This is a genomic window from Bacillus sp. es.036, from assembly GCF_002563635.1.
In the GTDB taxonomy this organism is placed as follows: Bacteria; Bacillota; Bacilli; order Bacillales; family Guptibacillaceae; genus Guptibacillus.
Window position 1 is genome coordinate 932,410 of the sequence record NZ_PDIZ01000001.1, and the last position, 26,617, is coordinate 959,026.

Annotated in this window: 28 protein-coding genes; 19 read left to right on the forward strand and 9 right to left on the reverse strand. The window is 40.4% G+C overall.

The genetic code is table 11. The features are described 5' to 3' along the window. Positions 1–68: 68 nt before the first annotated feature. Together ATG70_RS04830 and lpdA are read left to right on the forward strand one after the other, a co-directional pair. Positions 69–1,382, forward strand: a complete 1,314-nt coding sequence (locus tag ATG70_RS04830) for a dihydrolipoamide acetyltransferase family protein (protein ID WP_098443230.1) — start codon at positions 69–71, stop codon at positions 1,380–1,382. A gap of 4 nt (positions 1,383–1,386) precedes the next feature. Continuing rightward, positions 1,387–2,796, forward strand: a complete 1,410-nt coding sequence (lpdA, locus tag ATG70_RS04835; RefSeq protein ID WP_098443231.1) for a dihydrolipoyl dehydrogenase — start codon at positions 1,387–1,389, stop codon at positions 2,794–2,796. A 439-nt stretch (positions 2,797–3,235) separates the two neighbouring features. On the opposite strand, the gene ATG70_RS04845 is transcribed toward lpdA, so the two are convergent. Beyond that, on the reverse strand, positions 3,236–4,747 hold the full coding sequence (locus tag ATG70_RS04845; protein ID WP_098443233.1) for a glycine betaine uptake BCCT transporter: 1,512 nt from the start codon (positions 4,745–4,747) through the stop codon (positions 3,236–3,238). Positions 4,748–5,096: 349 nt separating this feature from the next. Between ATG70_RS04845 and ATG70_RS04850 the strand changes: the two genes are divergently transcribed. Then, on the forward strand, positions 5,097–5,972 hold the full coding sequence (locus ATG70_RS04850; RefSeq protein WP_098443234.1) for a polysaccharide deacetylase family protein: 876 nt from the start codon (positions 5,097–5,099) through the stop codon (positions 5,970–5,972). A gap of 16 nt (positions 5,973–5,988) precedes the next feature. Here the strand turns inward: ATG70_RS04850 and ATG70_RS04855 are convergent, their stop codons facing one another. Beyond that, on the reverse strand, positions 5,989–6,369 hold the full coding sequence (locus ATG70_RS04855) for a DUF1885 family protein (protein ID WP_098443235.1): 381 nt from the start codon (positions 6,367–6,369) through the stop codon (positions 5,989–5,991). Positions 6,370–6,564: 195 nt separating this feature from the next. Here ATG70_RS04855 and ATG70_RS04860 point away from each other — a divergent pair, with 195 nt between their 5' ends. Then, positions 6,565–6,678 (forward strand): GapA-binding peptide SR1P, encoded by a 114-nt coding sequence (locus tag ATG70_RS04860; protein ID WP_098443236.1) that lies wholly within the window; start codon positions 6,565–6,567, stop codon positions 6,676–6,678. Positions 6,679–6,715: 37 nt separating this feature from the next. On the opposite strand, the gene ATG70_RS04865 is transcribed toward ATG70_RS04860, so the two are convergent. Continuing rightward, positions 6,716–8,191 carry an aminotransferase class I/II-fold pyridoxal phosphate-dependent enzyme gene (locus ATG70_RS04865; RefSeq protein ID WP_098443237.1) on the reverse strand — a complete coding sequence of 492 codons (1,476 nt, stop codon included), beginning with the start codon at positions 8,189–8,191 and terminating at the stop codon, positions 6,716–6,718. A gap of 267 nt (positions 8,192–8,458) precedes the next feature. Here ATG70_RS04865 and ATG70_RS04870 point away from each other — a divergent pair, with 267 nt between their 5' ends. Both ATG70_RS04870 and ATG70_RS04875 read left to right on the forward strand, forming a co-directional pair. Continuing rightward, on the forward strand, positions 8,459–9,418 hold the full coding sequence (locus ATG70_RS04870) for an NAD(P)H-dependent flavin oxidoreductase (protein WP_098445719.1): 960 nt from the start codon (positions 8,459–8,461) through the stop codon (positions 9,416–9,418). Between the two features lie 14 nt (positions 9,419–9,432). Next, positions 9,433–9,705 (forward strand): UPF0223 family protein, encoded by a 273-nt coding sequence (locus tag ATG70_RS04875; RefSeq protein ID WP_098443238.1) that lies wholly within the window; start codon positions 9,433–9,435, stop codon positions 9,703–9,705. A gap of 24 nt (positions 9,706–9,729) precedes the next feature. Here ATG70_RS04875 and ATG70_RS04880 read toward each other — a convergent pair whose 3' ends face one another. Then, positions 9,730–10,359, reverse strand: coding sequence for a YktB family protein (locus ATG70_RS04880; RefSeq protein WP_098443239.1), 630 nt, complete (start codon positions 10,357–10,359; stop codon positions 9,730–9,732). 260 nt (positions 10,360–10,619) lie between these two features. Here ATG70_RS04880 and ATG70_RS04885 point away from each other — a divergent pair, with 260 nt between their 5' ends. The 3 genes from ATG70_RS04885 (at position 10,620) to ATG70_RS04895 (ending at position 12,197) form a co-directional block, all read left to right on the forward strand. After that, complete coding sequence (locus tag ATG70_RS04885) at positions 10,620–10,808, forward strand: hypothetical protein (RefSeq protein WP_098443240.1); 189 nt, start codon at positions 10,620–10,622, stop codon at positions 10,806–10,808. A 91-nt stretch (positions 10,809–10,899) separates the two neighbouring features. Beyond that, positions 10,900–11,742 carry an inositol monophosphatase family protein gene (locus ATG70_RS04890; protein ID WP_098443241.1) on the forward strand — a complete coding sequence of 281 codons (843 nt, stop codon included), beginning with the start codon at positions 10,900–10,902 and terminating at the stop codon, positions 11,740–11,742. A 56-nt stretch (positions 11,743–11,798) separates the two neighbouring features. Then, positions 11,799–12,197: a GNAT family N-acetyltransferase gene (locus ATG70_RS04895; protein WP_098443242.1), complete on the forward strand. Its 399-nt coding sequence runs from the start codon at positions 11,799–11,801 to the stop codon at positions 12,195–12,197. Between the two features lie 69 nt (positions 12,198–12,266). On the opposite strand, the gene ATG70_RS22385 is transcribed toward ATG70_RS04895, so the two are convergent. After that, positions 12,267–12,440 carry a DUF5325 family protein gene (locus ATG70_RS22385; protein ID WP_098443243.1) on the reverse strand — a complete coding sequence of 58 codons (174 nt, stop codon included), beginning with the start codon at positions 12,438–12,440 and terminating at the stop codon, positions 12,267–12,269. A 151-nt stretch (positions 12,441–12,591) separates the two neighbouring features. Between ATG70_RS22385 and typA the strand changes: the two genes are divergently transcribed. From typA to ATG70_RS04915, 3 genes are all read left to right on the forward strand, one after another. Beyond that, on the forward strand, positions 12,592–14,424 hold the full coding sequence (gene typA / locus ATG70_RS04905; RefSeq protein ID WP_098443244.1) for a translational GTPase TypA: 1,833 nt from the start codon (positions 12,592–12,594) through the stop codon (positions 14,422–14,424). Between the two features lie 168 nt (positions 14,425–14,592). Then, complete coding sequence (locus ATG70_RS04910) at positions 14,593–14,913, forward strand: YlaH-like family protein (RefSeq protein WP_098443245.1); 321 nt, start codon at positions 14,593–14,595, stop codon at positions 14,911–14,913. 18 nt (positions 14,914–14,931) lie between these two features. Then, the gene (locus tag ATG70_RS04915) at positions 14,932–15,207 is read left to right on the forward strand and encodes a hypothetical protein (protein ID WP_237438589.1); all 276 of its coding nucleotides are present in this window, start codon (positions 14,932–14,934) and stop codon (positions 15,205–15,207) included. Between the two features lie 41 nt (positions 15,208–15,248). On the opposite strand, the gene ATG70_RS04920 is transcribed toward ATG70_RS04915, so the two are convergent. Together ATG70_RS04920 and ATG70_RS04925 are read right to left on the reverse strand one after the other, a co-directional pair. Next, complete coding sequence (locus ATG70_RS04920) at positions 15,249–15,686, reverse strand: hypothetical protein (RefSeq protein ID WP_098445721.1); 438 nt, start codon at positions 15,684–15,686, stop codon at positions 15,249–15,251. Next, positions 15,676–15,876 carry a YlaI family protein gene (locus tag ATG70_RS04925; protein WP_098443246.1) on the reverse strand — a complete coding sequence of 67 codons (201 nt, stop codon included), beginning with the start codon at positions 15,874–15,876 and terminating at the stop codon, positions 15,676–15,678. Before ATG70_RS04925 ends, ATG70_RS04920 begins: the two co-directional genes overlap by 11 nt. Before the next feature lie 99 nt (positions 15,877–15,975). Between ATG70_RS04925 and ATG70_RS04930 the strand changes: the two genes are divergently transcribed. Beyond that, entirely contained in the window at positions 15,976–16,440 is a 465-nt protein-coding gene (locus ATG70_RS04930; RefSeq protein ID WP_098443247.1) for a pyridoxamine 5'-phosphate oxidase family protein, read from the forward strand. A 32-nt stretch (positions 16,441–16,472) separates the two neighbouring features. Here ATG70_RS04930 and ATG70_RS04935 read toward each other — a convergent pair whose 3' ends face one another. After that, the gene (locus ATG70_RS04935) at positions 16,473–17,060 is read right to left on the reverse strand and encodes a YhcN/YlaJ family sporulation lipoprotein (RefSeq protein ID WP_098443248.1); all 588 of its coding nucleotides are present in this window, start codon (positions 17,058–17,060) and stop codon (positions 16,473–16,475) included. A gap of 172 nt (positions 17,061–17,232) precedes the next feature. On the opposite strand from ATG70_RS04935, the gene ATG70_RS04940 reads away from it, so the two are divergent. After that, complete coding sequence (locus ATG70_RS04940) at positions 17,233–18,561, forward strand: PhoH family protein (protein WP_098443249.1); 1,329 nt, start codon at positions 17,233–17,235, stop codon at positions 18,559–18,561. Here ATG70_RS04940 and ATG70_RS04945 read toward each other — a convergent pair. Continuing rightward, positions 18,558–19,046 (reverse strand): hypothetical protein, encoded by a 489-nt coding sequence (locus ATG70_RS04945; RefSeq protein ID WP_098443250.1) that lies wholly within the window; start codon positions 19,044–19,046, stop codon positions 18,558–18,560. The two genes, ATG70_RS04940 and ATG70_RS04945, sit on opposite strands and share 4 nt — an antisense overlap. 117 nt (positions 19,047–19,163) lie before the next feature. Between ATG70_RS04945 and glsA the strand changes: the two genes are divergently transcribed. From glsA to pyc, 5 genes are all read left to right on the forward strand, one after another. Beyond that, on the forward strand, positions 19,164–20,093 hold the full coding sequence (glsA, locus tag ATG70_RS04950; RefSeq protein ID WP_098443251.1) for a glutaminase A: 930 nt from the start codon (positions 19,164–19,166) through the stop codon (positions 20,091–20,093). Positions 20,094–20,198: 105 nt separating this feature from the next. Continuing rightward, complete coding sequence (locus ATG70_RS04955; protein ID WP_098445722.1) at positions 20,199–20,468, forward strand: YlaN family protein; 270 nt, start codon at positions 20,199–20,201, stop codon at positions 20,466–20,468. A gap of 189 nt (positions 20,469–20,657) precedes the next feature. Continuing rightward, positions 20,658–21,092 (forward strand): site-2 protease family protein, encoded by a 435-nt coding sequence (locus ATG70_RS04960; protein WP_098443252.1) that lies wholly within the window; start codon positions 20,658–20,660, stop codon positions 21,090–21,092. A gap of 902 nt (positions 21,093–21,994) precedes the next feature. Next, positions 21,995–23,155, forward strand: coding sequence for a putative lipid II flippase FtsW (ftsW, locus tag ATG70_RS04970; RefSeq protein ID WP_098443254.1), 1,161 nt, complete (start codon positions 21,995–21,997; stop codon positions 23,153–23,155). A gap of 17 nt (positions 23,156–23,172) precedes the next feature. Next, positions 23,173–26,613 carry a pyruvate carboxylase gene (gene pyc, locus ATG70_RS04975; RefSeq protein WP_098443255.1) on the forward strand — a complete coding sequence of 1,147 codons (3,441 nt, stop codon included), beginning with the start codon at positions 23,173–23,175 and terminating at the stop codon, positions 26,611–26,613. Positions 26,614–26,617 lie beyond the last annotated feature (4 nt).

The following is a 26,617-nucleotide window of genomic DNA, read 5'->3' on the forward strand; positions in this document are numbered from 1 at the left end:
CTGCGATCCGCGCTTCGCTTCAGATCTTATATGAGCAAAATTTTTCTACAATTAGGAGGCGAAGTCCCGTGGCATTTCAATTTAAGATGCCGGATATCGGTGAAGGTATCCATGAAGGCGAAATCGTAAAATGGTTTGTTAAATCCGGAGATGAAGTTAAAGAAGACGATATTCTTGCAGAAGTACAAAACGACAAAGCTGTTGTTGAAATTCCTTCCCCAGTAGACGGAACAGTTAAAGAAGTTCACGCTGAAGAAGGCGCAACTGTAATCGTTGGAGACGTAGTGATTACTTTTGACGCAGAAGGTTATGAAGATGCTGAGGAAGAACCTGCAGCTGAACAGCCTCAAGCTGAAGAAGAAGCTCCTAAAGCAGAAGCAAAATCTGAAGCAAAAGAAGATAGTGCTGGATCAAAACCACTTCCTGAAGATGAAGAAGAAACGGATCCAACAAAACGCGTTATTGCTATGCCAGCAGTACGTAAATATGCTCGTGAAAACGGCGTAAGCATTTCCAAAGTATCTGGTTCAGGTAAAAATGGTCGCGTCGTAAAAGAAGACATCGACACTCACTTGAATGGTGGAGGCGAAACAGCTTCTGAAGCTCCAGCAGCGTCAGAAGAAAAAGCTGAAGCGAAGCAAGAAACGGCTACTACATCAGCTCAACCACAAGCATCCGCACAGCCGGAAACTCGTGAGAAGATGAAAGGTATGCGTAAAGCAATTGCGAAAGCAATGGTTAACTCGAAGCATACTGCTCCACACGTAACTCATATGGATGAAGTTGTTGTAACAGATCTTGTTGCTCACCGTAAGAAGTTCAAACAATATGCTGCAGACAAAGATGTGAAGCTAACTTACCTTCCATACGTTGTGAAAGCTCTTGTTTCTGCACTTCGCGAATTCCCTATGTTGAATGCATCAATCGATGATTCCACAGAAGAAATCGTACACAAGCATTATTACAACATTGGTATCGCTGCTAACACTGACGCTGGATTAGTTGTTCCTGTCGTAAAAGAAGCAGACCGCAAGCCACTTCTTAACGTTTCATCTGAAATTAATGAGTTGGCTAAAAAAGCTCGCGATGGTAAACTATCAGGGGACGATATGAAAGGTAGCACATGTACTATTTCTAACCTGGGTTCTGCTGGTGGTCAATGGTTCACTCCAATCATCAACAATCCAGATGCTGCTATTCTTGGTATTGGTCGTATTGAGGAGAAGCCAGTTGTTATCGACGGAGAAATCGTTGCTGCACCTGTTCTTGCTCTATCGATCAGCTACGACCACAGACTTATTGATGGCGTAACAGCACAACTTGCTCTTAATCACATCAAGCGTCTGTTGAACGATCCACAACTCTTAATGATGGAGGCGTAATAATATGGTAGTAGGAGATTTTCCAATCGAATTAGACACACTTGTAGTAGGAGCTGGACCAGGTGGATATGTGGCTGCAATTCGCGCAGCACAGCTTGGTCAGAAAGTTGCCATTGCTGACAAAGGAACTCTAGGCGGAGTTTGCTTAAACGTTGGTTGTATTCCTTCAAAAGCAATGATCAACGCATCTCATAAATATGAGTCTGCAAAGCACTCCGATGATATCGGAATCACAGCTGAGAATGTGAGCGTCGACATGAAAAAAGTACAGGAGTGGAAGTCTTCTGTTGTTGATAAGCTTACTGGCGGCGTAGCAGGACTTATGAAATCAAATAAAGTTGATGTTATCAGTGGTGAAGTTTATTTCGTCGATAAGAACACAGTTCGTATCATGGACGAAAAGAATTCTCAAACGTATACATTCAACAACTGCATCATCGCAACAGGATCTCGCCCAATCGAACTTCCAAGCTTCAAATGGAGCAAGCGCGTGATTTCGTCAACTGGTGCACTTGCACTTAACGAAGTTCCTAAGAAAATGGTTGTTATCGGCGGCGGATACATTGGAATCGAACTTGGTACTGTGTATGCAAACTTCGGTACTGAAGTAACAATCCTTGAAGGTACGAAACAGATCCTACCTGGATTCGAAAAACAAATGAGCTCTCTTGTTTCTCGTCGTCTTAAGAAGAAAGGTAATGTAGAAATCATTACTCAAGCTCTTGCCCAAGGCGTTGAAGAAACAGAAGACGGCGTAACAGTAACAGCAGAAATCAAAGGTGAAACGAAGACGTTTGACGCTGATTATGTTCTAGTTACAGTTGGCCGTAAGCCAAATACAAATGAAATCGGTCTTGAAGAACTTGGCGTTGAAATGACGGACAAAGGGCTTGTGAAGATCGACAAGCAGTGTCGTACAAACTTCGATAACATCTATGCAATTGGTGATATCGTAGAAGGTCCTGCGCTTGCTCATAAAGCTTCTTATGAAGGTAAAGTAGCTGCAGAAGTAATCGGCGGTGAAAACTCTGTGATTGACTATCTTGCAATCCCAGCGGTTGTTTTCTCTGACCCAGAACTCGCTTCAGTTGGTTACACTGAACAAGAAGCAAAAGATCAAGGATTTGAAGTGAAGGCATCTAAATTCCCATTCGGCGCTAACGGACGTGCATTGTCTCTTAACGACAGTGAAGGATTTATGAAGCTTATCACTCGTAAAGAAGATGGCCTAGTGATCGGTGCTCAAATTGCTGGTCCTAACGCTTCTGATATGATTGCTGAGCTTGGTCTTGCAATCGAAGCTGGTATGACAGCTGAAGACATTGCGCTTACAATCCATGCTCACCCAACACTTGGAGAAATTACTATGGAAGCTGCTGAAGTAGCTCTAGGTACTCCAATTCATATTGGTTAATTTCTTATTAAAAACTTCGGAGACTTAGTGTCTCCGAAGTTTTTTTGATGAGCGAAACTTGTTTTAGAATTGAATGAGGGAGAGGAGCCATTTTTAGCGATAAGAGGACATACATATTAATAGGATGATTGCTTCTAGTGGAGGTGGAGTGGAATGTATTGAAAAGTGCTTTGCTTTCAGTTCATGATCTGGTTTGCTTTTTTTCAAATCATTCATCATTCTCCACGAGATCCAATTGGATTTAAAATTGTATTGTTTCTCGTTTTTCTCTATCTGGTTTGTACGATTTCAATACAAATGGTGACGAGAAGGAAGGAGCTTCTTTTTCTCATTTCTTTCTCTACAACTATTGCATTAGTCATTAATTATTTCTACATCTTAATCATATGAGTTGTAGTCTATACAAAAGCGCACTACCCAATTGGGTAGTGCGCTTTTATTATTTTGACTCATCTTTTTTAGGTGGTCTTGGCGGTATTTTTTCTTGTTTAAAAGCTTTTAATAGAGAGATTATCATACCGATTATGATAATAGCAAACGGAAAAGCGGCTATGATAGACGCAGTTTGCAGGGCACCGAGGCCACCTGACCAAAGAAGAACTGCAGCAGCTGATGACTGAATCACACCCCAAGTTAATTTCACTTTGGTTGAAGGATTCATACTTCCATTCGTCGTTTGCATCCCAAGAACAAATGTTGCTGAGTCAGCCGATGTAATAAAGAAGGTACTGATTAGTAATATCGCAATGATCGACATAAATGTACCAAGTGGATATTGCTCTAGTACAGCGAATAGTGCAACTTCCATACCCTGGTTGTTAATAATGTCGTAAATACCTGTTCCGGCCATATCAAGAGAAATAGCTGAACCTCCAAACACAGAGAACCATAATCCACCAAAGATCGTTGGCACTAAAAGAACACCAAGAACAAATTCTCGAATCGTTCTACCTTTTGATACACGAGCGATAAATGTTCCTACAAATGGCGCCCATGCAATCCACCATGCCCAGTAGAAGATTGTCCAGCTTTGGATCCATGATGACCCTTCAAATGGTCTCATACGAAGACTCATGCTAGGCAAATTTTGAATATATGAACCAAGAGTTGATGTAAACAGATCCATAATAAAGTTTGTTGGTCCTGCAAAGAGTAGGAAGAACATAAGTAAAATCGCAAGGACAATGTTTGTATTACTTAAATATTTAATTCCTCTCGAAATTCCAGTTGATGCGGAAATCATATAGAGGACCGTTACAACTAAAATAATAATTAACTGTGTTGTAAATGAATTTTCGACCCCTGTTAAATAAGAGATTCCTCCACCGATTTGTGAAGCTCCGAATCCGAGTGAAGTAGCGACACCAAATACGGTCGCAATAACAGCGATAACGTCAATTATTTTACCAATAGGTCCATTTACTCGCTCTCCAAGAATCGGATAAAAAATAGCACTAATAAGACCTGGTGCTCCTTTTCTAAACTTAAAGAATGCTAGTGCTAACGCAACGGTGGTATAAATCGCCCAAGGGTGTAGCCCCCAATGGAAGAAACTATACTGAAACGCAAGTCGTGCAGCTTCATCTGACTGAGAAGCTGCGCCAGCAGGTGGATCGTAATAATGGAACATTGGTTCTGCAACGCCCCAGAATACAAGTCCAATTCCCATTCCAGCTGAGAATAACATCGCAAACCATGTAATGAGATTATACTCCGGTACATCCGTTTCTTTTCCAAGTCGAAGTCTGCCGTACTTCGAAAAAATAAGATAGATCGCAAAAATTAGAAAGCCTGACGCTGCTAATAAATAAAACCATCCAAACTTCACCTGAAGAAAGCTTTGAAGTGAAGAAGTCATTGCATCTAAAGACTCTGGAGAAATGGTTCCCCAAGAAATAAAGAGAAGAGATAACACTACAGAGATTATAAAGACTGCTGTAAGCTTATTCAAATTTCATCATCACCTTTCTGAATAATTAACTGTACTTTCATCCGAAAAGCTTTTTTAATAAATCAGAAATAAAATGCATGTGTACTCAATTTCACCTGTCGTTACCAAAACTATGCAGCAAGCACCCTATTTCCTATTATTAACAGGCTTTGTAACGGATCGCGAAATTTGCCACGTTGTCTAGTATATTTGTTGAAATCAACGTTGTAAAGGGAAATACCATGTCAGAGAGGTAGTCAGAATTGTAGGATAATGAAAAGGGATTTGTTGGTTAAATGTGACATTCTTCTCTTTCACCAGCTCCATAATTGGTTTATGATGAAGGGAGACTACATAAGGAGAGAGAGAAATGACAAATACGTTAAAATGGATGATGTTAGCACTACTGGTTTTTGTAGCAGCTTGCTCAACAAATGCAGGATCCGAACCAAATACCGATGCATCAAAAAACGAAGCTAGTAACAGTGAACAGGCGTCAAATGAGCAAGAAGCGAGCCAAGACTCTTCTGAAGAAGAAGCAGATTCAAAAGAGGCAAGTGACCAAGAGGAGAAGAAAGAGGAAGAAGAGGCCACTGCTGAAGAGACAGAGCCTGAGTATCGCTTAAATGAAGCATTTTGGGGATTTGAACCAATAAATGATGCTCCAGCTGAAGCAGTGCTTCTTACGATCGATGATGCACCAGATAAAAATGCAGTTGAAATGGCAAAGACACTTAAAGAACTTGACGCTCCTGCGATTTTCTTTGTGAATGGTCATTTTATTGATACTGATGAAGAAAAGGCTAGATTAAAGGAAATACATGAGATGGGCTTTGCAATTGGTAATCATACGATGACGCATGCTGATTTGAAATCTTTATCTGAGGATGAGCAAAGGGAAGAGATTTTGAAATTAAATGAGATGATTGAAGAAGTGATTGGTGAGAAGCCGAAGTTTTTTAGAGCGCCATTCGGATCAAACACTGATTATTCTAAGTCACTAGCTAAAGAAGAAGGCATGCTTGTGATGAATTGGACGTATGGATATGATTGGGTAAAAGAATATCAAAATAAAGCTGCACTAGCTGACATTATGGTCAATTCACCACTTCTACAAAATGGAGCAAACTTGCTTATGCATGACCGTGATTGGACAGCTGCGGCCATGAGTGACATTGTGTCCGGATTAAGAGATAAAGATTATGATCTCATCAATCCAGAACAAATCGAATTAGTTAAAAAATAAACAGCCAAATGGCTGTTTATTTTTTTGCATATCGCATTTTCCGACCATTAAAAAGGATGAGATCTGCTTTTAGTTTTGTAGCAAGAAATTTACATAGTTCATTTGCTTTTGCTTTATCACCATGAGTCGATTGATCGGGTAGAACAATCTGGATCTTTTTCTCAACAAGTCCAATGACAATTGTACGGTAAGCATCATTTTTACCCTTTAAATAAAACCATTCATCAGAGTTAGCATTTTCAACAAGTGTATAAGGAAAAGCAAAGTCACCATACGACCAGGAAAGCTGTTCTCCAGTTTTCGAAGTAATGTTCATGTAATAAGTGAGCAGTTCTTTAACATGAATGAGTGACAGATCCTCGTCTGTTACGGGAGTGAGGTAGGCGCTTTGTGGCATCAAATCCTCCTTTCTTCATCTCCATTAGTTTACAACCAAAAATGTTTTCTGACAATTAGTAGTTTAGAACACATAATAGCGTAAAAAGAATATAATGTGATATACAATATAGTGTTGACAAAACAATTGTGACACACTATTATGGAATTAAGCGAAACGGAAGCGTTTTCAAAACTAACTTAAGGGGTGTTGAGGATGGGTATTATCATTTGCCAAACTTGCGAAAAAACGATTGATCACGTTCATGAAGAGAAGGTAAGCACACTTTATAGCAGATGCCCGGAATGCAATAAAAAAGATAAAAAATAATTTTGATAAGACAAAGAGGCGGCCCTAGGGCCGCCTCTTATTTAATTGCTTTGTATTCTTTAATCACACGGATATCGTTTAATTCATCATCTTCAGGTCCTTGAACAGGAAGACCAGCTTCAATATTTTCCACAATATAATTCAAGTTTTCTTCCGTAATGATTTCACCAGGAATAAAGATTGGAATGCCTGGTGGATAAACCATAACGAATTCAGCGATGACGCGCCCCGCTGACTCAGTAAATGGAATGATTTCCGTTTCAGAATAAAATGCATCCCTTGGAGAAACGGCTAGTGTCGGTATATCTGGAGCATGAACGTCAAACTTTTCAGTAACTGTACCATCCGACTCTTTAAAAGCTTCTACCATATCTTTTAAGGCGTATACGAGGGCATTAACGGATTCCTCATTATCACCTGGTGTGACAATACAAAGCAAGTTATACAAATCGGAAAGCTCCACTTCCAGATTTGCCTCTTTTCGTAACCATACTTCTGCTTCATAGCCTGTAATCCCTAGATCGTGGACAGAGATAATTAGTTTTGTTGGATCATAGTCGTAAGTGGCATTCGTTCCAAGAATTTCATTCCCAACACAATAGAGTGGTGAGATATCATTGATTTGATTCCGTGCTCGGTCTGCTAGTTGTATCGCGTTTTCGATTAATTCGTACCCATCCATCACGAGTCTCTTTCTTGCAACATCAAGAGAAGCAAGGAGAATATAAGAAGTAGAAGTTGTTGTGAGCATGCTGATAATGGTTTGTACGCGCTTAGCAGAGATTAGGCCTTCTTTTACATTTAGCACAGAGCTTTGTGTCATTGATCCACCGAGTTTATGAACGCTAGTTGCGGCCATATCTGCACCTGCCTGCATGGCTGAAACTGGCAAGCGATCATGAAAATGAATGTGAACACCATGTGCTTCATCAACTAAAACGGGAACGTCATATTCATGAGAAATTGAAACAATTTCTTCTAAATTCGCAGAAATCCCAAAATAAGTAGGGTTAATGACGAGAACGCCTTTAGCATCAGGGTGCTGTTTGAGCGCTTTCTTTACTGCGACCGGAGTGATGCCATGAGAAATGCCGAGCTTAGGATCAATTTCAGGGTGAATGAATACTGGCGTGGCACCTGAAAAGATGATGGCAGACATGACCGATTTATGGACGTTTCTTGGCACGATAATTTTGTCACCAGGAGAACATACGGTCATAACCATTGTCATGATTGCGCCACTTGTACCTTGAACAGAGAAGAATGTGGAATCGGCACCAAAAGCTTCTGCTGCAAGGTCCTGTGCTTTTTTAATCATGCCATGCGGATGATGAAGATCATCAAGGGGCTGAATATTAATTAAGTCAATCGAAAGTGCATTATCTCCGATAAATGCACGAAATTCAGGATCCATTCCATTTCCTTTTTTATGACCAGGAATATGAAATTGAATGGGGTTTTTATTTGCGTGGTTAACTAAACCAGTGAATAATGGTGTTTCGTTTTGTTGCAAATCAAGCACCTCTTTATTTATACTTTAGTACAGATAGCATTCCACCAACAATTGGGGAATGAGAATTTGATCTTGAATAAGCTGTCGCGAATGGAAAAAGCTTCATTGTTCCGTCACTTCGACCTTTTTTATCCTTAAACAAACTGAGTATAATCACATAAGTACTATTTTGCAAGTTTTATTTAGATGCTAGGTCTCTTTTATAGTTCCAAAAAAGGAGATCCTCTCTTATTCTCGAAATGAATGATGGGAAGGAGAGGATAAATGATGAAATGGAAGACGCGACTTACGGAGTTATTAGGTATAAAGAAACCAATTGTTCAGGGAGGACTTGCCTACCTTGCCTATCACGAGTTAGCTTCTGCGGTTAGCAACGCAGGTGGGCTAGGTCAGCTCACAGCAATGTCTATGGACTCAGAAACACAGCTGAAAAAGGAAATATACCTTACAAGAAGTCTTACCGATCAACCATTCGGAGTCAATTTTGCAATTGGCCAGCACGGGAGGCCATTTGAACACATGCTTGAAACTGCTATCCAAGAAGGAGTAGAAATCATTTCGGTTACAGGTGGTAATCCTAAGCCTGTTTTTGATATGGTGAGAGGGACAAACGTGAAAGTCCTTGTTTTAACAGCTGGGAAGCGACAGGCCATTAAGGCAGAAGAGCTAGGTGCAACAGCCGTCATGGTTGTAGGTCAAGAAGGTGGTGGACATCTCGGAAAGGAAGATACTGGGACAATGGTTCTCGTTCCTCAAGTAGTTGATGCAGTTTCAATTCCCGTTATTGCATCAGGCGGTATAGGAGATGGGCGGGGATTAATGGCCTCTCTCGCACTTGGCGCTGAAGGAATTGAAATGGGAACAAGATTTATTGCTACGAAAGAGTGTACACACGCTCATGATGCTTACAAACAACGTTTGTTACAGGGATCCGAGACGGATACATTGATTATTAAACGAAGCCTTGGTGCGCCTGCAAGAGTAATCCGAAATGTATTTGCTGAACGAATTACTGAAATTGAAGCAAGTAATGGTGGATATGACCTGCTGAAAGAATACATAAGCGGTGAAGCGAACAGGAAGTTTATATATGAAGGAAAAGATGAAGAAGGTTTTGCGTGGGCAGGACAGGTGATGGGTGCGATTCATGATGTTCCTTCCGTACACGAGTTATTTGTACGGATTGATCAAGAAGCAAAAGAGATTCGAATGAAATGGCAACTTTAGAGAGGGGTTAGAAAATGGAAGTCCAATATCCTATTTCCATTGATTGGAGCAAAGACGAAGTAATTAAAGTAGTTAATTTTTTTGAATTGATTGAGAAAGCCTATGGTCAGGGTGTTCATAAGGGTGAATTAATTAGTAGCTATCATGAATTTAAAGATGTTGTTCCTTCTAAATCGGAGGAAAAACAAATCTTTAAACAGTTTGATAAAGAGACGGGCTTTTCAACTTATCACGTTGTCAAAGAAGCGAAGCAAACAGAACGTGATCGAGTAAAAATGACAACATAAAAACCAGGGGGAAACCCCTGGTTTTTATGTTGTCGGTTGAAGTGAAAGGTGATAAAACGGCATGAGCGTTTCAAACGTTTTTTTAACCTCTTGAATAAATTGTTCCCCGTCTTGCAAAAGTGGATCATCGCTCGTAAAATGACGTCCAATGAGAAATTCCCCTTTTTTTACATCGCGGAAGCGGGTTAGAACCTTATCAAGTTCAACATCTTTAAGAGGTTGACTTGCTTTTTTCTTTGTATGATCAGTCGAAATCCAATAAGATGCCGGAACGTCTTCTTTAAGCTTATCCATATGATCTAAAAGTAACGTAGCCATTTGTGGCTTTCCTGGCAGCTCATAAATGTAAGCGAGCCATACAAAAACATGATCATCAAATAGGCCAATTTGAAAGTGAGGGTGCATTTTGTATCCGCGTTTATTGTGAGAAAATGCCATCCATGTATCAACTGGTGGGTTCTTTGTTCTTCGTGCATGACGTGCAATGTGAAGGTGCATTTCATTACCAGCAAGCATTTCTAGATCACTTTTCACGTCGTCGCTGATCGCCTGAAACTTTGGCTGTATTCGTTCTTGAATGGCTTCCATTCTTGCATCAAGTCCTTCGATTTGGAAGGCGTTAAAATCGTGTTGAGTAAATCCGTTAAATGACATAATATCCTCCATTACGACAAAATTTTATACATTTATAGTAACATAGAACTGCAATTTATATGAAAACTGACGATTGATGTGTAAGGATAGGTTTGAAAAAGAAGCAAAAGAGGAAAAATAGTAACAAATAAAGAGGTTGCATAGTGAGCAGGGAAGGCATAAGATATAGTAATCAAAGCAGAAATATCAGAATATTCCGTCTTATAAGGTTTCTCTGATAACTATGACTGCTTAATCGAAGAAAAGGGGTGTAGGTTACCATGAAACAAGTGATTCAGTCATTACAAAGAAACGAAGCAGAGAAGCGGATTCCGGTATTGAGAATGGAGATTGACTATGAGCTGGCAACGCTACACGATGCAATGACGGCTAGTGATCAAGATGAAATGGCGAGATGTAAAGTGAAGCTTGAAGAACTTCGTAAAGAAATGGTTAGATTAGAAGCGTAGCAAAACGAACCTTGCAAAAAGGTTCGTTTTTTCTTCTTTTCCTGTCATAATAAGAACTAGCATGAAATATAAGGTAAAAGGAGATCGAACCATGACACAGCAGACGAATTGGAATCGCGTATATGATGATACCATTAAATGGATTAAAGAAGCGGGAGAAGAAATCATGTCTTCCTTCACAACATCTTTTAACATTGAGTCAAAAAGCAATCCGAACGATCTCGTTACGGACATTGATAAGCAAACTGAGAAATTTTTTATTCAGAAAATAAAAGATACATATCCAAATCATCGCATTATGGGAGAAGAAGGATTTGGAGATAAAATAGATGATTTAGATGGGGTTATTTGGTTTCTTGATCCGATTGATGGAACGATGAATTTTGTTCATCAACAAACCAATTTCGCTATATCGATCGGGATATACGAAGATGGAGTAGGGAAACTTGCTTTTATTTATGATGTAACAAAAGACGAGCTGTATCATTGTAAAAAGGGCTCAGGTCTATACCTTAATGATAAACAAGTAAAACCATTGCAGTCGACGAATCTTTCAGAATCCCTATTAGCTATCAATGCAACGTGGGTCACGGAGAATCATCGTATCGATCCGCGCACATTCTCACCTCTTCTTAAAAAAATAAGAGGCACCCGGTCTTATGGTAGTGCTGCAATTGAGATGGCTTTCGTAGCAGCGGGGCGTCTTGATGGGTATGTCTCCTTACGGCTCGCCCCTTGGGATTTTGCGGCTGGTAAAATGTTAATTGAGGAAGCGGGAGGCATTTGTACTACAGTGGATAATAAGGAAATTGATTTGTTAGATAAAAACACCATCTTTGTCGGTACTCCACTGTTTCATTCACAGGTTCAAAAAGAGTACATCCAACCAGCGCTTGATCAAAACTTCTATTTAAGAACTCCTTCAACAAAATGAAATCTGTAACTTCGACAAGCAAGGAAAGGTTTGCAAACCTCCTAATAGAATGGACAATGGAAGATAAAGATTGGCTTGAAGAAGAATTTGGGCGGATGCCAATCGCAGAAGATATATTTACCTATATACAAGCTTATGAAGGAATGGGATGTGAATTTAGGCTTTGGTTTAAAGATGAAGCCCCTGTAGCCATTACAGCCGTTCTTGATCAGGCTCCATCAAATCAAAAGTTTTGGTTAGGTACGATCGTTGTCGATCCTGTTCAGCGAAAAAAGGGAGTCGGTCATGAAGTTATTCAGTGTATAGTAGGTGAAAGAAGAGAGGTTGTTTTTGCTGGCATTCCCTTAGAGCAGAATGAGTGGAGTTTGTTTTTAGGGAAATGTGGGTTTGAACAATACGCTATTGAAGGTGAAGGAAAAAAGCATTTAATTTTTGTACATCCTAACGAGCATTAAAAGAGCATTAAAAGAGCATTAAAAGAACATTAAAAAGAGCTGTTCAGTGATGAACAGCTCTTTTTGATGTTATTGTTCAGCTTTACGTTTAATTCGAAAACCCATTCCCATAAAGAAACCTACTCCAATAAATGAAAGAAGTCCGCCGATCCAGCTTTGTTCAGCTATAGAAATACCGATTGCACACATGCTTGCAACCGCCAGAATGGCCATTAAGAGTAAAAGGAATTGATGCTTGTTCATGCGGAAAGCCCCCTTTATAGTACTAGTGTACAATAACCGGGTTAAGCTGGAAAGAAGAGAAATTTCGCCTTAAGCGATATCTGTGTTATAATGATCTAGTTATTGAGTTTATCGTCAGAAATAAGACGAGAATACGAGGAGAGAATAATTAATGGCAATAAGAGAAGATATTCGTAACATCGCAATCATTGCCCACGTTGACCACGGTAAAACGACGCTGGTAGACCAAATGCTTCATCAATCAGGTACGTTTCGTGACAACGAGCAAGTAAGCGAACGTGCGATGGATTCGAATGACCTTGAAAGAGAACGCGGGATCACAATCCTTGCTAAAAATACGGCAATTAACTATGAAGACAAACGAATCAACATTATGGATACACCTGGTCACGCTGACTTTGGTGGTGAAGTTGAACGTATCATGAAAATGGTTGACGGTGTTCTTCTAGTTGTTGACGCTTATGAAGGCTGTATGCCACAGACACGTTTCGTGCTGAAGAAAGCTCTTGAGCAGAAGCTTACACCAATTGTAGTTCTTAACAAAATTGACCGTCCTGCAGCACGTCCTGAAGAAGTTGTGGATGAAGTTGTTGATTTATTTATTGATCTTGGCGCGGACGAAGATCAGCTTGACTTCCCTGTTGTCTATGCCTCTGCAATTAACGGAACAGCTAGCCTTGATCCTGAAGTTCAAGATGACAATATGAAAGTTCTTATGAACACAATTATTGATAACATCCCAGCACCAATTGACAATAGTGATGAGCCACTTCAATTCCAGATCACGCTTCTTGACTACAACGATTACCTAGGAAGAATTGGTATCGGACGTGTGTTCAGAGGAACAATGAAAGTCGGCCAGCAAGTTGCATTGATGAAGGTTGATGGAACAGTTAAACAGTTTAGAGTAACAAAGCTCTTTGGTTTCATTGGCTTGAAACGTACAGAGATTGAAGAAGCAAAAGCTGGAGACCTCGTTGCAGTATCTGGTATGGAAGAAATCAACGTTGGAGAAACAGTTTGCCCATACGATCATCAGGAAGCACTGCCTATCCTACGTATTGATGAGCCAACGCTTCAAATGACGTTCCTTGTAAACAACAGTCCTTTTGCTGGTAAAGAAGGTAAGTACATTACAAGTCGTAAAATTGAAGAACGTCTTAGAGCACAGCTTGAAACAGACGTAAGTCTTCGCGTTGAGAACACAGATTCTCCAGATGCATGGGTTGTATCAGGACGTGGTGAGCTTCACCTTTCAATCCTGATTGAGAATATGCGTCGTGAAGGATTTGAGCTTCAAGTTTCAAAACCTGAAGTTATCGTACGTGAAGTAGACGGTGTTGCAAGTGAGCCTGTTGAACGTGTTCAAATTGACGTGCCTGAAGACTACACTGGTTCTGTAATGGAATCACTTGGTGAGCGTAAAGGTGAAATGGTCAACATGGTGAACAACGGTTCAGGTCAAGTTCGTCTTGAATTTATGGTGCCTGCACGTGGTTTGATTGGTTACTCAACTGAGTTCCTTACACAAACACGCGGTTATGGTATTATCAACCACACATTTGAAACGTATATGCCTCTTATTAGCGGTCGTGTAGGTGGACGCCGTGCTGGTGTACTTGTTTCCATGGAAAAAGGAAAAGCATCAGAATATGGTATTATGGGTGTTGAAGACCGCGGTACAATTTTCGTAGCTCCAGGTACTGAAGTTTACGAGGGAATGATCGTTGGGGAACACACTCGTGAGAATGACATCACGGTTAACATCGTTAAAGTGAAGCAGATGACAAACATGCGTTCCGCCAACAAAGACCAAACAGTTTCTATGAAGAAGCCTCGCGTTCTAACGCTTGAAGAAGCACTTGAGTATTTGAACGATGATGAGTATTGCGAAGTAACACCTGATTCGATTCGTCTTCGTAAGAAAATCCTTGATAAGAACGAACGTGAAAAGAACGCTAAAAAGAAAAAAACAGCCCAATAAGGGTGTCTAATGCGATTCAAAAGGGGCATCCCTTTTGGATCGTTTTTTTTATTGTTTTATCATTCTTATTTTTTCTGTCCTATGTAGGACTTTTTTTCTAAATGGAAAGAAATCGTTTACTTTTATTTATGATTTCATTTATTATGCTTTTATACCGGGGGTGGAAAAATGAATACAGAACCTACTATACAATCTGAAGATTTATCTTTTTTCGCTAAGTTAGTTGGCATTGAAGACAATATGACAATGGGATTTTATTTGCTATATGCGATTATTGTTATCCTATGTATTGTTGTTTATCGTCTTGGCTTTGCCAAAAAACTACCGATCCTTAAAAACATCATCGTATACGCTGTTCTTGTAATAGGGTGTTTTCCGCTAACCTTTTTTGGAATAGGATTGCCTGTTGCTGAAGGATTAGTGGCTTCTGCTGTCGTATTAATTATTTATAAGATGCGACTCAACCAGTCGAAGAAAAAAGAAGCCTAGCGTCAAAGGAGGGAAGCTTTGAATCTTCAGGATACAATGTACAATTGGCTCAGTATTAAAGTTGTGGCAAATCAAAGACAGAGCGATCAGGCGGCGCAAGATACGTATGAATTCTTTCATGAACTATTAACGGAAGATCATCTGGTCTCTGATTTGAAAGTGGAGGTGTCACATGACTATTACGTTGTCCATTATCGACAAAACGGAGAAGAAGATTCAAAGAAGTTTCCAGTTGAATTAATCGAAGCGCTGTTAACTTCGATTGAAAATGAACCAAAATATAACCATCAATAAGAAAGAGAGACGTGCTCCGAGCACGTCTTTCTTAAACGAAGTTATTTTTCACTCCATGTATAGATATAGAACAAGAGTGCAGCATAAATCAAATGCCCAAATGTCCAGTAGCTAATGGCTGTAACGTCCCATAAATCAGGAGTTGGCTTTATTGCCAGGTAGGTGAGCGGAAAGTATAGAAACACGGTGGGTAGTGTCAGCACATAGGCGAAAATAGCCTGCGCTTTTTTTTGATTAGGAAAATAGCGAGAATTTCCAATACTGTAGACAACACCGATAATAAGAGAGATTAAAAGGTGAAATAGGAATTCGATCCATTCAGACCACTTGATATCTCCGATAATCGGTATAAAATCAACGTTTAGGAGTAGTGTATAAACAAGCTTACCTGTTACGGCTTCGATTCCTTTTAAGATGAATCCTAGAGCAATTCCCGCAATCGTACCAGCAATAAGTCCTGGCTTGATTTTACCACTCATCATTTGTTTCATCCTGATGAAACAGTTTGAAATTTCCTGTATCTTTACGTTCTTTTGTGCGACTTTCAATTCGATCATTGCAGGTGTCACACATATAAGTGTGGATCGGTCGGTTGCGAAGTTTTTTAGCTAGCGGACTACCGCTTTCAATTTTTTCAATTTTATCACATAGTACACATTTTACACGCATTGTTAACACCTCTCATTCCATGTTGCTAGTATAGCATGAATAATCGTATCCTTTGCAGTATAATGCGTTAAATCGAAGGAATTAACTGGAGGGAATAGTATGCCTAATAAAGTAGACGTTACTCTTTCAAATGACCTTTTAACACTGCTTAAAAGAGAGCAGTATGTTCTTCTTTCGACAATTGATCATGAAACAGCCGGGCCAAATGTAAGTGCCATTTCATGGCTTTATGCAGTTGATCAGCAGTCAATTGTATTTGCTGTTGATCAAAAGTCGCGAATCGTCTCTAATATCAAGGCGAATGATCAGATCTCAATCACGCTAATTGGAAATGAAAGTACTTATGCCATTACGGGAAGAGCTCTTTTAATGGAAGAGAGGATGGAAAACGTTCCGCTGAAGCTTACGAAGTTTAAGCTTGATATTAAGGAAGTACGTGATATTATGTTTTATGGAGCAAAAATGTCGGTAGAGCCTGCATATGAAAAAATTTACGATCCAGAAGCAGCGGCTAAGTTAGACCGCTCCGTGATGGCACAGCTCAAAAAAGAAACGAACCGCTAATGGTTCGTTTCTTTTTTTGAAATAGAATCTAATTACCTGTCTAGATCCTGTTCTTTTTGCTGTTGTTTTAATTCGTTTTCTTTTGACTTAGGTAGCTGTTTATCGTTCGAGCGAACCGGCTCTGGTTCGGATTTATTGGATTTGCTAGGAACTTCAGGCATTAACCTACCAACAATATCTGCTAGTTCCTCCATTATGCCACCTACAGGATGCCCTCGTTTGATTTCAGTTGCCATTTGTTTTAATCGATAAGTTGTATCTGCATCTGCAGTAACGACAGCATTTGCTCCATAAGGATCTTTTAGGAGTGCTTCTGCAACAGTATACTTAATGGAACTTACACGTGTACGATCGAGTTTTTGATTCACATCAATTCCTACTACTGCATATTTTCCAGTAACAACTGCGGTTGCGTCATTGACATCAGGAACTTGTTTGGCAACAGTGACGAGATGTTCTGCGATCTCTGTCGCTGACATATCTTGATTCTCAGGTGTGCGCACCGACTGCTTTACGTATTGGACGCGCTCGGTCTGCTCCTTTTCTTCTGCAACAGGTTCATCATTTGCCTGACAGGCTGCAAGAAGAAAGAGAGCAATAATCCATTGAATTTTATACATTCGATTACCTCCGTAATGAGCAATTTAGTAACAAATCACTGCAGTTTGTTAATTATTTTCTGAATAACCGTCTAACTTTATACGCTAGTTCATAGATTATAGAAAACGTAGATAGTCCCAACTGTTTTTCGTACCTGTTATAGCAATTTAAATTTGGTCAGGAGGCGAAGTGTTGGATAAGGTTTACGTCCTAGATACGAACGTGTTACTCCAGGATCCAAATGCGATTTATTCGTTTAATACGAATGAAATTGTCATTCCCGCTGTTGTGTTAGAAGAAGTGGATTCAAAGAAAAGATATATGGATGAAATTGGGAGGAACGCAAGGCAAGTATCACGCATGATTGATGGCTTTCGAGAAAGAGGAAAGCTCCATGAGTCGATTCCTTTAGAAAATGGAGGAACGCTTCGAATCGAACTCAACCATCGATCATTTCAATACTTACAAGATAAATTTGTGGAGAAAACAAACGATAATCGAATTCTAGCCGTTGCGTTAAATTTATTTCTAGAAGAAGGAAAGTTAAAATCAGGACGTACCGTTATTCTTGTGAGTAAGGACGCGTTGGTTCGTGTCAAAGCTGATGCAATGGGAATACAGGCAGAGGATTTTTTAACTGATAGAGTCGTGGAATTTAACCAAATTTACACAGGGTATGAGGAGAGATATGTCGATTCAGAACTGCTGAATCAATTTTTTGAGAAGCAATTTATTGAGGCTAAGAAACTAAAGGGAAGGCCGCTCTATCCTAATCAATATGTGATTTTAAAAGACCCTGTACAGGCCTCTTCATCGGGTATTGGTAAAGTCGACAAAAATGGGAACAAAATTGAAAAAACGGCGATGGAAACGGAGTATATGTGGGGGATTGGTCCACGAAACGTTCAGCAAAGAATGGCATTGGACCTGCTTGTTCGGAGTGACATTCCTCTCGTTACGCTAGTAGGGAAGGCAGGAACAGGGAAAACGTTGCTTGCGATGGCAGCTGGTTTAATGCAAACAGAAGATTTAAATCGATACAAAAAGCTGTTTATTGCAAGACCGATTGTACCAGTTGGAAAAGATATTGGGTTTTTACCTGGTGAGAAAGAAGAAAAGCTGCGCCCCTGGATGCAGCCAATCTATGATAATTTGGAGTACTTATTCAATGTGAAGAAAACGGGTGAGCTTGAAAAGATTCTCTCGGGAATCGGTTCCATTCAAGTAGAAGCACTGACGTATATTCGTGGTAGGAGCTTACCTGATCAGTATATTATCATCGATGAAGCACAGAATTTAACGAAGCACGAAGTAAAAACCATTTTAACGAGGGTGGGCGAAGGGAGTAAAATTGTGCTTCTCGGTGATCCGCAACAAATTGATCATCCCTATCTAGATGAATATACAAATGGACTGACGTATGTTGTAGAAAAATTTAAAGATCAGCCGCTTAGCGGACATGTTAAGCTCGAGAAAGGTGAACGTTCTCTGCTTGCCCGAATTGCAGCTGATCTTCTTTAAATGACGGTAATACCTAAAATATTCTTAAGGGGGTCAGAAGCATTAGATCCGTCTCCAAAATAGAAGTGGGTAGGTCCATCTTCCCTGAGCGGCTTTCCGTCTTTTGAAAAGCGAAGAAAGCCGCTCATCGCTTCTTCCAGTGTTAAAACATGCTGTTTACCATCACTCGATTCAAGCTGAACCTTGTCACTAGCGGGCTCTGCATTTGAGAGGAATGGTTTTAAAGGAATAACAAAGCTTCCGGTTAAAACTCGTTCTTTCTCAAAACGTTTAATGCTTTTGTTAACGGGAGGTTTGATCCCCGTACGTTCTCTTTCCCGCCGCTCGGCTTGAGCTCGGATGTAATCGTTCTCATTCTTTTTAATTGAATCGTCAAATTTCAAAAAATCCTCTAGTTCAATCTTGCGATCATCAAAAATCCATACGCTTGCATCTAAGGTAATGGCATAATTGACTTTCCCCTTGATGGGTAGAATCGTTTCCATCTCATACACCCCACTATCAAAATCTTTTGCAAACCAAGTATACCGGTTATGCTTGCATTTGTCACATTTGGGGAACAGTAGGGCGAGAGTCAATTTTTTCGAGCGGGAGGATTTAATATGAGATGTCGTACAGAAGAAGAACTAGTAGAACTAGTTAGACGAAGTAAACCTTATACAAAGGATGGGAAAGTAGCGGACTATATCCCAGCTCTTGCAAAAGCAGAGCCCGATAAACTTGCCATTGCCATTTATTCTAAGGAAGATGGTTGCTTATCTGCCGGTGATGTTGGGGAGACGTTTACGTTACAAAGTATCTCTAAAGTTCTTACGTTAGCTCTTGCCATCATGGATGCAGGAGAAGAGCACGTTTTCTCAAGAGTAGGGATGGAACCGACAGGAGATCCGTTTAATTCAATTGCGAAGCTTGAGACAATGGTGCCCTCAAAACCTCTTAACCCAATGATAAATGCCGGAGCTTTGGTTGTAACAAATATGATTCATGGTAATTCAGTGGAAGAAAAAGTTGGACGGATTTTACAGCTCATACATGACATGACGAATAACTCGAGTATCGGAATAAATATGGAAGTAGCTGATTCAGAATATAAGTCGGCCAATCTTAATCGAGCATTAAGTTACTTTATGAAACAACATGGCATCATAGACAATGACGTTGAAATGCTTCTTGAAGCCTACACAAAACAGTGTGCCATTGAAGTGAATTGTAAGGACCTTGCTAGGATCGGGATGGTTCTTGCAAATGAAGGTAGGGATCCTGAAACAGAACGAAGAATTATCCCTAGATACATTGCGAGAATTGTAAAAACATTTATGGTAACGTGTGGGATGTACAACGCTTCAGGCGAATTTGCTATTAATGTAGCGATACCTGCGAAGAGTGGTGTCTCGGGTGGGATTTTAAGCCTTGTACCAAATGAAATGGGAATTGGAGTCTACAGTCCGCCACTTGATGCGAAAGGAAATAGTATTGCAGGTAATAAGCTCCTTGAAAATTTATCTTCACAGTATGGGCTCAGTATTTTTTAAAGATGGTTGCGTTTACCCTGCTTTTTCTTGCAATTTTTTTGTATTCCTTTTATGATAAGAGAAGGAATGGGAAAGGGAACGGAGGGATCAGATTTGTCAACTGGTATGGCAACAGGACATCGTGAAAAAGCATACGAGCTGTTAAAAGCCGATGCTCATAAGATCCTAAAACTTATCGAAGTTCAAATGGAGAATTTAACGATGCCTCAGTGTCCTCTGTATGAAGAGGTTCTTGATACGCAAATGTTTGGTTTATCTCGCGAAATTGACTTCGCGGTTCGTCTTGGATTAGTTAATGAAGAGGATGGCAAGGAATTGCTTGAATCACTCGAGCGCCAGCTTTCAGCTCTTCACGAAGCTAGTATGAGGAAATAATGAAAGCTCAAACTATCTACGATAGTTTGAGCTTTTTGTTTTTCTGTAGAGAACCAGTTTAAATGAGTTCAAAGTGAAAATCGCTTGTTCTCTTTAAGCAGACACATTAATTTCCGAGTATGAGCAGAAAATATGATAGAATACGAGTAGGTTATGAAAGAATTCAGAAGATTTTAGGAGTAGATACGAATGAATGATTTGCTCATGGTGCTCCTGATCATTGCTCCAATCAGTTTGTTATTTCATGAAGCAGGTCATACGCTGGCAGCAAACATTTTTACATCCTCCAGTGTAAACCTTCATCTTGGGATCGGACCAAGAGTATTGACATGGAAGCATTCTAGAGGAGAAGTAGCCGTTAACGCCTTCTATTTTGCAGGAGGAATGACCATCAGCTCACAACCTGAAAAAGCCTATGCAAAAGTAGCAATCGCCATAGCTGGTCCACTCGTTAACCTCATGATCGCTGCACTAACACTTCTTTATCCGTTCCATCCATCTATCACCACCTGGTTTTTATTCTTTAACCTCTGGTTAGGCATAACCAACCTGATCCCTTTCAAACTGCTAGGAAAAGAATCAGACGGATGGACCATAGTAAAAGCGATTATCAAAAAAACTTAATTTCTATAGGACAGGCAGGTTTCAAACAAAAACCATCGAAAACTTATACATACTTCGAAAAGCGGAGACGAGCGTTTAGAAACGGAGATATTGGAGCACTTGAACTAGAACACGCTTTTTGTGTTCTGGTGAAAGAGCGAAATATCGCAGTTTCTGCGAGTCGCAGCTGGACAAGAAAAGCGGAGACGAGCGTTTAGAAACGGAGATATTGGAGCACTTGAACTAGAACACGCTTTTTGTGTTCTGGTGAAAGAGTGAAATATCGCAGTTTCTGCGAGTCGCAGCTAGACAAGAAAAGCGGAAGCGCCCGTTTAGACACGGCAGGCACTGGAACCTTTTCATTTGAACACGCTTTTTGTGTTCTGGTGAAAGAGCGAAATATCGCAGTTTCTGCGAGTCGCAGCTGGACAAGAAAAGCGGAGACGAGCGTTTAGAAACGGAGATATTGGAGCACTTGAACTAGAACACGCTTTTTGTGTTCTGGTGAAAGAGTGAAATATCGCAGTTTCTGCGAGTCGCAGCTAGACAAGAAAAGCGGAAGCGCCCGTTTAGACACGGCAGGCACTGGAACCTTTTCATTTGAACACGCTTTTTGTGTTCTGGTGAAAGAGTGAAATATCGCAGTTTCTGCGAGTCGCAGCTAGACAAGAAAAGCGGAAGCGCCCGTTTAGACACGGCAGGCACTGGAACCTTTTCATTTGAACACGCTTTTTGTGTTCTGGTGAAAGAGCGAAATATCGTAGTTTCTGCGAGTCGTAGCTGGATCTTAGAAAAGCGGAAGTGGGCGTTTTGACACGGCAGGCAACACTTAAAAGGTATCTAAATGAAAACCCCCAACATCAAATCGAACTGTGAACTGATGAGGACTTCTTAAGAGAAAATAAACAGGTAGGATGACGTCTATGATTAAAAAATTATTTAAGCATTATGATTACTCGCTAATCATTAGTGTGCTACTATTGTGCGGATTTGGACTTGTGATGGTTTATAGTGCAAGTATGGTTTGGGCTGTTATGCGTCATGAAACAAATAGTGCTTATTTTTTTAATAGGCAAATTATTTGGCTAGCGGCTTCCCTTATTATGTTTTTCCTTGCGATGATGTTTCCTTATAAAGCGTATCGGAAGTTTATTGTACCGATCCTTGGATTATCCGTCATCTCGCTATTGCTTGTGAAAGTAATCGGCTCAACAACGAATAATGCTCAAAGTTGGATTGAAATCGGCGCCTTTAGCTTTCAGCCGTCTGAGTTTGTCAAACTTGGGTTAATTATTTACCTTGCTGCCATTTACTCCAAAAAGCAAGCTTATATTTCTAATTTTGTAAGAGGGGCTATGCCGCCACTTCTTGTAATTGGATTGATTTTTGCATTAGTTGCTTCACAGCCGGACTTAGGTACAGCTATGATTATCGCATTAACTTCTGGAATCGTGATTTTCTGCTCTGGAATGAAGTGGAGTCATATTTTGGGCCTTATCATAATCGGTGGCATTGTGTTCGGCTTAGCCTGGATGTCACTATCGCCTGAACAAGCTTCAAGATTTACAGGTGCTTATGATCCTTTTTCAGATCCAGAAGATAGTGGCTTTCACCTTATTAATTCTTATATTGCAATAGCATCAGGAGGCATTACTGGCCAGGGATTTGGACAAAGCATACAAAAATATGGCTTTCTCCCTGAACCCCATACCGATTTCATTATGGCGATTGTCGCTGAGGAGTTGGGGCTGTTAGGGGTTGTATTTGTAATTGGATTGCTAGGCTATATCGTCTTCAAAGGGTTTGTTATTGGAATTCGATGTAAGGATACTTTCGGCAGCCTGTTAGCGATTGGGATTTCTGGAATGATTGGTGTTCAGACCTCCGTTAACTTGGGTGCTATTACTGGCTGGTTACCCGTTACAGGTGTTCCGCTTCCGTTCATTAGCTATGGAGGTTCATCATTAATTCTACTTATGATATCAGTAGGGATATTAATAAACGTTTCTGCGTTTGTGAATATAAGAAAAGAACAAAAATCAGGTTATATCAACAAGGATAGTAACGTTCAAATGGAGCTTTAGTTTAAGGAGGAATTATCATGACAGCTATTTCAAAAATTCTTGTCGCCAATCGAGGAGAAATCGCAATTCGTATTTTTCGTGCCTGTACGGAGTTAAATATCCGGACAGTCGCGATTTATTCAAAAGAAGACAGTGGTTCTTATCATAGATATAAAGCAGATGAAGCTTATCTTGTTGGAGAAGATAAGAAGCCGATCGATGCTTATCTTGATATTGAGGGAATTATTGAAATTGCCAAAACAAATAACATCGATGCGATCCATCCTGGCTATGGTTTTCTTTCTGAAAACCTTCAGTTCGCTAAACGTTGTGAAGAAGAAGGCATAATATTTATTGGTCCAGAGCTTGAACACCTCAGAATGTTTGGAGATAAAGTGGAGGCGAGAAAGCAAGCGATTCTTGCGGGTCTTCCCGTTATCCCTGGAACAGATGGCCCAGTGGAAGGACTTGATGAAGTAAAGGCTTTTGCTGATGAAAATGGCTATCCTCTGATGATAAAGGCTGCTCTTGGTGGCGGTGGAAGAGGAATGCGGATCGTTCGAAGTCAGGAAGCGCTGGCGGATGCATACGATCGCGCGAAATCAGAAGCGAAAGCGGCGTTCGGTGCCGATGATATTTATGTAGAGAAGTTTGTCGAGAACCCTAAGCACATTGAAGTTCAAATTCTTGGAGATAAACATGGAAATACGATTCATCTCTATGAAAGAGACTGCTCTGTCCAGCGTCGCCATCAAAAAGTTGTTGAAGTAGCACCAAGCGTATCTCTTAGTGAGGATGCTAGGAGAGAGATATGTGAAGCTGCAGTTAAGCTGATGGAAAATGTGCAGTACGTTAACGCAGGTACAGTAGAGTTTCTAGTTAATCAAAACGGTGAGTTTTATTTTATAGAAGTAAATCCCCGCGTGCAGGTTGAACATACAATTACAGAAATGATTACGGGCATCGATATTGTGCAATCACAAATAATGATTGCAGAAGGTGAAAATATTCATGGTAATCGCCTCGGTATTCCAGAGCAAGAGGCCATCGACTGTCACGGATATGCCATTCAATGTCGTGTTACGACAGAAGATCCGGAGAACAACTTTATGCCAGACACTGGAAAGCTTATGGCTTATCGATCAGGTGGTGGCTTTGGCGTACGTCTGGATGCAGGGAATGCTTACCAGGGCGCGGTTATTACGCCGTATTATGATTCATTGCTTGTTAAGCTCTCGACCTGGGCACTAAGCTTTGACCATGCTTCATCTAAAATGGTCAGAAATTTAAAAGAATTCCGTATTAGAGGAATTAAAACAAATATTGCTTTCCTTGAAAATGTAATGAAACATGAGAATTTCCGATCAGGTGTTTATGATACGTCATTCATAGATTCATCACCAGAGCTGTTTGTTTTTCCAAAGCGAAAGGACCGCGGAACGAAGATGCTCTCGTACATTGGGAATATTACGGTTAATGGATTTCCTGGTCTTGATAAAAAGAAAAAACCAACATTTTCGAAAAGAAGGGTACCGCATTTAAAATACAGTGAAGAAATCCCTCGAGGTACTAAGCAAATTCTTGATGAAGAAGGGGCAGAGGGACTTGTGCAATGGGTGAAAGAGCAGAAGAAGACCTTGCTCACGGACACGACATTCCGAGATGGGCATCAATCGCTCCTCGCCACAAGAATGCGTACTACAGATTTACTTCACATTGCAGGTCCAACAGCGAGAATGACGCCGAATTTGTTTTCAATGGAAATGTGGGGCGGTGCAACGTTTGATGTTTCTCTCCGCTACTTAAAAGAAGATCCGTGGGATCGTCTAATAAAATTAAGAAAGCAAGTGCCGAACGTCATGTTCCAAATGTTACTACGCGCTTCGAATGCCGTTGGTTATAAGAACTATCCAGATAACTTAATTCGTGAATTTGTACAAAAGTCTGCTGATGCTGGTATTGACGTATTCCGTATATTTGACAGTTTGAACTGGGTGGAAGGTATGACAAAGGCCATTGAGGCAGTGCGTGAAACAGGGAAGATTGCTGAAGCATCGATTTGTTATACCGGGGATATCTCTGATCCCTCTAAATCAAAATACAACTTAACTTATTATCAGGAGCTTGCTAAAGAGTTAGAACAAGCGGGAGCACATATTCTCGGCATAAAGGACATGGCTGGCCTTTTGAAACCACATGCTGCATATGAACTCGTTTCAACTTTAAAGGAAACAGTCTCAATCCCAATCCACCTTCATACGCATGATACGAGCGGTAACGGAATCTATACATACGCAAAAGCCATTGAGGCAGGCGTAGATATTGTAGATGTAGCAGTAAGCTCTATGGCGGGGTTAACATCTCAACCAAGTGCCAATTCCTTGTATTATGCACTTGATGGTTCAGACAGAAAGCCGGACATCAATATAAACGCGCTAGAGCAATTGTCTCATTATTGGGAGGATACTCGAAAATATTATAGCGGGTTTGAAAGTGGCATGACAGCTCCGCACACAGAAGTGTACGAGCATGAAATGCCAGGCGGGCAATATAGTAACCTTCAACAGCAAGCAAAAGGTGTTGGTTTAGGAGAACGCTGGGATGAAGTTAAGCGGATGTACCGAAGAGTTAATGAAATGTTTGGTGATATTGTAAAAGTAACACCTTCTTCAAAAGTTGTCGGAGATATGGCGCTATACATGGTCCAAAATAACTTAACTGAAGACGACGTTTATGAACGTGGTGAAACGCTTGATTTTCCTGATTCTGTAGTTGAACTATTCCAGGGTTACCTTGGTCAGCCTTATCAAGGATTCCCAAAAGAACTTCAGCAAATTATTCTTAAAGGGAGAGAGCCCATTACGACACGGCCGGGAGAACTGCTCGAACCTGTGAATTTTACAGATTTGAAAGAGACTCTTTACCACAAACTAAATCGTCAAGTCACGAGCCATGATCTTATCTCTTACGCGCTCTATCCAAAAGTCTATCTAGAGTATGAAGAGGTTCAAGAAATGTTTGGTGACGTATCTGTTCTTGATACGCCAACCTTCCTCTATGGCATGCGTTTAGGTGAAGAAGTTGAAGTAGAGATTGAACAAGGTAAGACATTGATTGTAAAACTAGTATCCATTGGAGAGCCAAACATAGAAGGAAAGCGTACGCTTTACTTTGAGTTGAATGGTCAGCCTCGTGAAGTAGTTATTAAAGATGAAAATATTAAAACCGCTATAGCCGCTAAACCAAAAGCAGATCGCGCTAATCCTAACCACATTGGTGCAACAATGCCTGGAACTGTGATAAAGGTACTTGTTGAAAAAGGTGAGAGAGTAAACAAAGGCGACCACCTGATGATTACAGAAGCAATGAAAATGGAAACAACTGTTCAAGCTCCTCGAAGTGGGGTTGTGGAACATATCCATGTAGCAAATGGTGAGGGTATTGAATCAGGAGATCTATTGTTAGAAATGAACGAATGAAAAA

Bases quoted from the DNA above. Each gene is read 5' to 3' on its own strand.
- ATG70_RS04930 (WP_098443247.1), top strand. From the start codon at position 15,976: ATGCCTAATAAAGTAGACGTTACTCTTTCAAATGACCTTTTAACACTG.
- pyc (WP_098443255.1), top strand. From the start codon at position 23,173: ATGACAGCTATTTCAAAAATTCTTGTCGCCAATCGAGGAGAAATCGCA.
- ATG70_RS04945 (WP_098443250.1), bottom strand. From the start codon at position 19,046: ATGGAAACGATTCTACCCATCAAGGGGAAAGTCAATTATGCCATTACC.
- ATG70_RS04855 (WP_098443235.1), bottom strand. From the start codon at position 6,369: ATGCCACAAAGCGCCTACCTCACTCCCGTAACAGACGAGGATCTGTCA.
- ATG70_RS04890 (WP_098443241.1), top strand. From the start codon at position 10,900: ATGACACAGCAGACGAATTGGAATCGCGTATATGATGATACCATTAAA.
- ATG70_RS04870 (WP_098445719.1), top strand. From the start codon at position 8,459: ATGAAATGGAAGACGCGACTTACGGAGTTATTAGGTATAAAGAAACCA.
- ATG70_RS04880 (WP_098443239.1), bottom strand. From the start codon at position 10,359: ATGTCATTTAACGGATTTACTCAACACGATTTTAACGCCTTCCAAATC.
- ATG70_RS04875 (WP_098443238.1), top strand. From the start codon at position 9,433: ATGGAAGTCCAATATCCTATTTCCATTGATTGGAGCAAAGACGAAGTA.
- ATG70_RS04920 (WP_098445721.1), bottom strand. From the start codon at position 15,686: ATGAGTGGTAAAATCAAGCCAGGACTTATTGCTGGTACGATTGCGGGA.
- glsA (WP_098443251.1), top strand. From the start codon at position 19,164: ATGAGATGTCGTACAGAAGAAGAACTAGTAGAACTAGTTAGACGAAGT.
- ATG70_RS04955 (WP_098445722.1), top strand. From the start codon at position 20,199: ATGGCAACAGGACATCGTGAAAAAGCATACGAGCTGTTAAAAGCCGAT.
- ATG70_RS22385 (WP_098443243.1), bottom strand. From the start codon at position 12,440: ATGAACAAGCATCAATTCCTTTTACTCTTAATGGCCATTCTGGCGGTT.
- ATG70_RS04935 (WP_098443248.1), bottom strand. From the start codon at position 17,060: ATGTATAAAATTCAATGGATTATTGCTCTCTTTCTTCTTGCAGCCTGT.
- ATG70_RS04885 (WP_098443240.1), top strand. From the start codon at position 10,620: ATGAAACAAGTGATTCAGTCATTACAAAGAAACGAAGCAGAGAAGCGG.
- ATG70_RS04925 (WP_098443246.1), bottom strand. From the start codon at position 15,876: ATGCGTGTAAAATGTGTACTATGTGATAAAATTGAAAAAATTGAAAGC.
- ATG70_RS04910 (WP_098443245.1), top strand. From the start codon at position 14,593: ATGAATACAGAACCTACTATACAATCTGAAGATTTATCTTTTTTCGCT.
- ATG70_RS04895 (WP_098443242.1), top strand. From the start codon at position 11,799: ATGGAAGATAAAGATTGGCTTGAAGAAGAATTTGGGCGGATGCCAATC.
- ATG70_RS04960 (WP_098443252.1), top strand. From the start codon at position 20,658: ATGAATGATTTGCTCATGGTGCTCCTGATCATTGCTCCAATCAGTTTG.
- typA (WP_098443244.1), top strand. From the start codon at position 12,592: ATGGCAATAAGAGAAGATATTCGTAACATCGCAATCATTGCCCACGTT.
- ftsW (WP_098443254.1), top strand. From the start codon at position 21,995: ATGATTAAAAAATTATTTAAGCATTATGATTACTCGCTAATCATTAGT.
- ATG70_RS04860 (WP_098443236.1), top strand. From the start codon at position 6,565: ATGGGTATTATCATTTGCCAAACTTGCGAAAAAACGATTGATCACGTT.
- ATG70_RS04850 (WP_098443234.1), top strand. From the start codon at position 5,097: ATGACAAATACGTTAAAATGGATGATGTTAGCACTACTGGTTTTTGTA.
- lpdA (WP_098443231.1), top strand. From the start codon at position 1,387: ATGGTAGTAGGAGATTTTCCAATCGAATTAGACACACTTGTAGTAGGA.